This window comes from Aquiflexum sp. (genome assembly GCF_041749095.1).
GTDB lineage: Bacteria > Bacteroidota > Bacteroidia > Cytophagales > Cyclobacteriaceae > Aquiflexum.
The window spans coordinates 22,097-28,622 of the sequence record NZ_JBGTCA010000057.1 but is presented as its reverse complement, the minus strand read 5'-3'; the positions used below and the strand labels follow the sequence as shown (position 1 = coordinate 28,622).

General features: G+C 37.1%; 5 protein-coding genes. All 5 read left to right on the top strand.

Going from position 1 to position 6,526, the window contains the following annotated elements; all coding sequences use genetic code 11:
• Positions 1-906: NAD(P)/FAD-dependent oxidoreductase (locus ACEW8O_RS03690; RefSeq protein ID WP_373493275.1), on the top strand; the 906-nt coding region annotated here is incomplete at its 5' end.
• Positions 907-1,572: 666 nt separating this feature from the next.
• Complete coding sequence (locus ACEW8O_RS03685) at positions 1,573-4,194, top strand: two-component regulator propeller domain-containing protein (RefSeq protein WP_373493274.1); 2,622 nt, start codon at positions 1,573-1,575, stop codon at positions 4,192-4,194.
• Positions 4,194-4,616, top strand: coding sequence for a response regulator (locus ACEW8O_RS03680; protein WP_373493273.1), 423 nt, complete (start codon positions 4,194-4,196; stop codon positions 4,614-4,616). Before ACEW8O_RS03685 ends, ACEW8O_RS03680 begins: the two co-directional genes overlap by 1 nt.
• Before the next feature lie 232 nt (positions 4,617-4,848).
• Entirely contained in the window at positions 4,849-5,289 is a 441-nt protein-coding gene (locus ACEW8O_RS03675; RefSeq protein WP_373493272.1) for an Hsp20/alpha crystallin family protein, read from the top strand.
• 213 nt (positions 5,290-5,502) lie between these two features.
• A complete protein-coding gene (locus ACEW8O_RS03670) occupies positions 5,503-6,462 on the top strand; it encodes a DUF2268 domain-containing putative Zn-dependent protease (protein ID WP_373493271.1) in 960 nt (319 codons plus the stop codon).
• The last annotated feature ends 64 nt before the right edge of the window (positions 6,463-6,526 follow it).

Genomic DNA, 6,526 nt, shown 5'->3' with positions numbered 1-6,526 from the left:
AAAACCCTATTGATTGACAAACGAGCTCCGGGAGGACAGGCAGGAACAAGTTCCAGAATTGAAAATTATCTGGGATTTCCAAAAGGTCTCAGTGGCTCTGACCTTACCAGAAGAGCTATTACACAAGCTACAAGATTTGGGACCGAATTTCTGTCCCCACAAGAAGTCACCGGATTGGAATTCAATGATCCATACAAAACCATATTGCTAAAATCCGGGGTAAAAATCAATGCGAAGAGTGTGGTCATCACCACAGGGGTCAATTACCGGACCCTGAATGCACCGGGAATGGAAAAATTGTTGGGGGCAGGAATATATTACGGTGCGGCAAATACGGAGGCATCCTTTTGCCAAAACAAAACAGTCATGGTAGTTGGAGGAGGAAATTCTGCAGGACAGGCCGCCATGTATTTGAGCAAGTTTGCAAAACAGGTAATCATCCTGATACGGGGCACCGGACTGGAAGCAAGCATGTCTTCATACCTTATCGATCAGATCGCCTCTGTTGAAAACATCGACCTTTGGACAGAAGGGGAAATCTCTGAGGTAAAAGGTAATAACCAATTGGAAAAGGTTTTGGTGAAATTCAAAAACCATGAGGATAAAGAACAAGAAGCAGCAGCCTTGTTCATTTTTATCGGTGCTCAGGCGGTTACGCATTGGCTGCCCGAATTGATCGTGAAAGACACCAAGAACTTTATGGTCACAGGAAATGATCTGAAACTGGATCCTAGATTCAAAAAATTCTGGAAGCTCAAAAGAGATCCTTATTTATTGGAAACCAGTATACCTGGAATATTTGCCGCAGGGGATGTCAGGTCAGGGGCTATGAATAGGGTAGCTTCCGCTGTTGGTGAAGGTTCCATGAGTATCAGTATGGTGCATAGGTATTTGGGTGAGATTTGATTTCATGTGATTTTGAAATTAGAATTACTTTTGCTCAAATTCCCCAGTGCACCCTCTCAAGATTTGAACACACATTGTCATTTAAAAAGGGTGAAAAGAGAAGCCTGACTGGTTTATGGGCAAGATTTGCTGTAAAATCCCGCTCTGAAAGTTAAAATACCTGTCAGTTTTTTGGAATTTCCGAATATGAAGAAGTAGGGTTAAGATCATTTTGATAATCCATGAATTTTCCTGAAAAAACTAATGAGATAAAAATCAGAAAAAAAACAAACGTAATTCAGGTTTCTATACAAGTTCAAGTATTTTAAACTATGAAATTTGGAGCTTAAAACAAATAATAAACTAAGCTCTTATTTATTTTATTTTTCAGGTCTGCTTTAAATAAAAAATACCGAATTCTTATTGTTACTTTACTTTACAATTACCTTAAAAATATATTAATTACAACCAAATTAAATATTCCTCTATGGGTATTTACTATGAAGTTTATTAAGTTATTTGGGGCAAGTCAATTGAGGATATTGAATAAACTGAAAAATTATTGATCCACAGTGATTTCAAAATTTCCTGTGAAATTATAAAAAATCTATCACGCTTAGCTTTACGATTTTGACCTTTAAAATCCTTTTAAAGATATCTTTTCTAATATTAATTTTTACTTCTCCCTTGACTTCAAAGGAGAGATTAAACCTATCCAATTCTGACAGTGCCCGGCACGATATCCCTATTATGGGTAAAAATTATGTCTTGGAAATCTGGGACAATTCAAATGGATTACCCCAAAATGCAATTTTTGCCATGGAGAAAGATAATACGGGATTTTTGTGGATGGCTACGGAAGAAGGATTAGCTCGCTTTGATGGGACTTTTCCGAAGGTATTTGATATGGACAGTTATCCTGAAATGCTGGAACAGACTTACTATGCATTTTTTAAAACCCAAAGTGGAATCTGGGCTTCTGGTGACAAAAGCATAGCCAAATTGGATAAAAACATCTTACAAGTGATCGATTGTTCCCAAATAACAAAAAAAACCTGGATCAGAGCAATATCAGAAAATGAAAATGGGGAATTATTGATCGGAACCCAAAATGGTAAGATATATATTTTGGAAAATAACAGTTTTAGTGATCTTCCATTTTGGAATCCAGAATCTTCCCTTGAAATATGGAGTTTTTTCAATCTCGGTAATACTAAAATTTTGGTCGGTACCAACCAAGGATTATATGAAATTGATTTCACATCAAGGGAGTCCAATCTTGTTTCATCAATGAGTTTTTCAGTGCAGAGAATTTTCGGAAACTCATCTGCCATCTACATATCATCTCCGGAATCCGGGATTTATAGATTGAGGGAAAGTTATGAAATGGAAAAAATTCTTTCATATGAAGATATAAAAGACATCAACCCCGTCAGTCTTGTTTCTGATTCCGAAAACAGAATCTGGGCCGGATCCTCGGAAATGGGTCTGATGATGATCGAAAATGGAATAGTAAACCGCTTTTCGTATCCGGAACTGAAAAATTATACCGTTAGAAAGATCATTAAAGAAAAGGACAATCTCTACCTGGGTACACTTGGAAAAGGTCTTGCATTGGTCAAACCTGCAAAAGTAAATCAGCCGAATTTTGAAATTTTTGAAGAAAAAAATATCAAAGCCATTTATCAGGAAGCAGATAGCAGTATTTGGGTCGGAACGCGATCAGATGGTATATTCAGAATAAAATCAGGCGACATCCATTCCATTAATGTGAAGGATGGCCTGTTACAAAATGGGGTGATTACTATTGGCAGCAGAGAGAATGAAATTTTTGTCGGATCCTCTTCCGGGGTTTCTGTTATCAATGGCCATTCCGGGAAAGTAATCGATACTATAACACTTGAGGATGGGCTGAAGAGCAATTATGTCTATGCTGTTTACAAAGATACCAAAAATTGGATGTGGATTTTGACCAGAAATGGAGGTATCCATTATATAAACGCAAACGGAATGCTGCAAAAAGTTGACCTGCCGGACAATTTCGCTACTGCCAATTTTATAAGCATATCGGAACTGAAAAACAAAGAAATCCTCATTGGATCAATGAATCAGGGTATATTCAGGATAAAGGATGGCCAATTTATAGAAAACCAGACTTTGCCATTGACCCCCGGGGAGAATATAATTTATTGTATATATGAGGACGAGGATAAAGACCTATGGCTTGGTACACATGGTGGCATGGTATTGTACTCCGACCGGAAATTCAAAGCACTTAAAAAGTCCCATGGCCTAAAATCCCAAAGCGTTTTCAGTATCACTCACGACCAATTAGATGGTGTATGGATCAGTAATAATTTCGGAGTCCAATATATCTCCAATTCAGAATTGAAGAGGTTTAAGGATAATAGTGATGTGGATTTTTTTGTCAGTTCAGTACTTTACAACAAAAATCTTGGGATGCCCAACTCGGAAGCCAACGGACTGATATTTCCATCAGCTTTAAAAGATTTTTCGGGTAAAATATGGATTCCAACGGTCGAAGGAATTGGAATTGTGGATCCATCTGCAATTTCAACTTTAGAGCAAAAAGCGGCCAATTTTCTCTGGGATGATCTGTTAATAGGAAATCAAAGGGTACCAATTGAAAGTATAATTGAAATTCCACCAAGTGAGAGCAGTTTTTATATCTCATTTACCACCATTGATTTTGATAACCCTGACCAATTTTCATTTTTTTATAGGATTAATGGTGAAAGTGGGGCATGGCTACCAATTAAAGACCAAAGGCATCTCAATTTTAACAGCCTGAAACCAGGTAAATACAACCTTGAGGTGAAAGTATTGAGATACGGTAAATTGGATTCGGTTCAATCTTTACCGATTGTGGTCAGAGCTTACTTCTTTGAGACTTTAACATTCAAAGTATTAGTTGCTGTTTTCTTTTTAATTTTGATTTATTTTATTGTCAAATATTATTTCAATATTAAAATGAAAGATGATTTGGGAGAATTAGTAAACCAAAGAACTTTAGAACTAAGCAATTCCAATGAAAAATTAAAAAATGCGATATCGGAAATAGAAGTCCAAAACAATACATTAAAAGAAATTACATGGAACCAGTCCCATTTGGTCAGGGCCCCTTTGACCAAAGCTATGGGTATCAATCAATTATTGATCAACTATCCTAAATACGCTCATGTAGGCAAAAGCCGTGAGCAACTTGAAAGAGAATTATTGGATACATTGAAACAACTTGATGCGATTGTGAGAGATACGCATTCTAAATCTGAAAACTTAAGAAAATAGTGACATTTGATAAACCAAAAGTTTTTATAATAGATGATGATCCCGGAGTTGTTTTTCTTCACGAGATCATTATCAAAGAGAGCCATTTAACTGCTCATCCTGAATGTTTCATTGATGCAAGAAAAGCCTTGGATTATATTTTTACCATGGATGTAAATTCTTCAAGATTATTGATTTTTTTGGATATCAATATGCCCAAAATGTCCGGTTGGGATTTTTTGGAACTTCTGACCAACAAAATCAAAAAAGCTGATATCAAAGTGGTCATGGTAACTTCTTCATTGAGTAAAGTTGACAGGGAAAAATCCGAAAAGTTTCCTTTGGTAATAGATTTTTGGGAGAAACCGATCAACGAAACCCAATCCCTCAAACTTCAGGAAAAATTGGAGAGCTGGTTACTCCCAGCTGATAAAAGATCTTAAGTTTTATTAAGAAGAGTGCAAGTACTTTCAATAATAAAAATGACAGGTTCTTGTCATTTTTTCAGGTTTACCCTGTCAAAATTTCATTTTTTGGGAGCTGGCATTAATCTTGTATAAATAATAATGAACCATGGTTTAATACAATAGTAATTAAATAATGATAGACTTGCCCTACGCAAGGTTCTTATTGACAGAAAATGTTAAAATGTTTCACTATTAAAATTTAAAAGCTATGAACTCACTCATGAAAAGAAACGGATTTGCACCAATGAGATCATCATTCTTTGATGATTTCCTGATGAGGGACCTGTTCGGTCGGGACAACTGGACTTCTGAAGACAGCACCCTCCCAAAGGTAAACATCGTCGAAACCAATGAAGAATTTAGGGTGGAAATGGCAGCCCCTGGCATGAAGAAAGAAGATTTCCACATTGAGCTGGACAATGACATGCTGACAATTCATTCTGAAATGTCTTCCGAAAATTTCGATGAAGATTCAACCTTCACGAGAAAAGAGTTCAGTTACCAATCCTTCAAAAGGTCATTTTATCTTCCCAATACTGTGGAAGCTGACAAAATCAAAGCCCGGTACCGGGACGGTATATTGAACCTTGAAATCCCCAAAAAAGAAGAGGCGAAAAGGAAACCTGTCAAAACGATAAGTATTTCCTAACTTAACTTTAGGCAGCCATTTGGCTGCCTTTTTTATTTTAGATTTTCCATACCTTGACGTATGTTCCTGATTTTTATTTCATTATCTTTTCCCATCCAAATATCAATGATTTGTCGTTACTGGCCCAAAAGCATTTTTTAGCCGAAAATCCCGTATGTTCCAAATAAATAAGTTATAATGGTTAGTTTTATAAAACCAGTAAACCATATAGAATTGAAGATTATCCTGATTTTATTTCTTTCTTTCAGCGCTATTGGCTTTTCGTCCTTTGCCCGGTCACCTTTGATTGTCACTTCTGATATTGATAATTTTTGGGATGCTTTTGACAGATTGCACAATGCCAAAACAAGGAAAGACAGCGTACAGATCATGGATGTCCTCTATCTTGGAAAAGCAAGCAATGGATTCAAAAAGCTGATCAAAGCAAGGCACCTCACTGCCGAAAAATACATTGCTCAGATCGGCCGATATCCGGAATATTGGAAATCGGTGAGAGAAAATACAACTTCGATTGAAGGTTACAGATCGGAAATAGAAGATCAGATAGAATTGTACGGGCAAGCCTTAAAAAACTTCAAAGCACCAAAAATATGTTTTGCCATAGGGATTTTGTCAACAGGTGGAACAGTAAGGGATGGATGGCTTCTAATAGGTACTGAAATGGTTGCCTCAGACAGTACGACTGTTCGGGAGGGCATGAACGGTTGGCTGAAGCATACCCTGCCCAAAAAACCCATGATCCTCGAATTTACGGCACACGAAATGGTACATACCCAACAGCGCTTTGGTCCGGGAGTGGTATGGGGTCACCTTAATCATCGTCTCCTGACCATGACCATCATGGAAGGCGCAGCAGACTTTATTGCCGAGAAAGTCACCGGCACATCCATCAATGTCGGTATGTACGCTTACGGATATGAACATGAGGAGCAGATCTGGAAAGAATTTTCCCAAGAAATGTACGGCAATAACTACAGCAAATGGCTGTACAACGGCAACAATTCCAAAGACCGTCCCGCTGACCTGGGTTATTTTATAGGTTACAGAATCTGTGAATCTTATTATAACAATGCTGCAGACAAAGAAAAAGCGCTGAATAAAATCCTCAAAACCAATAATTTCAGAAAGTTTCTGAAAAAAAGCGGGTATGGCTATAAATTCAACAAGTCCTGATCTGAAAATCTAATTTTTTAAATAGCCAATACCACAATTTATATTCCTTTAAGTAAATCCCTAT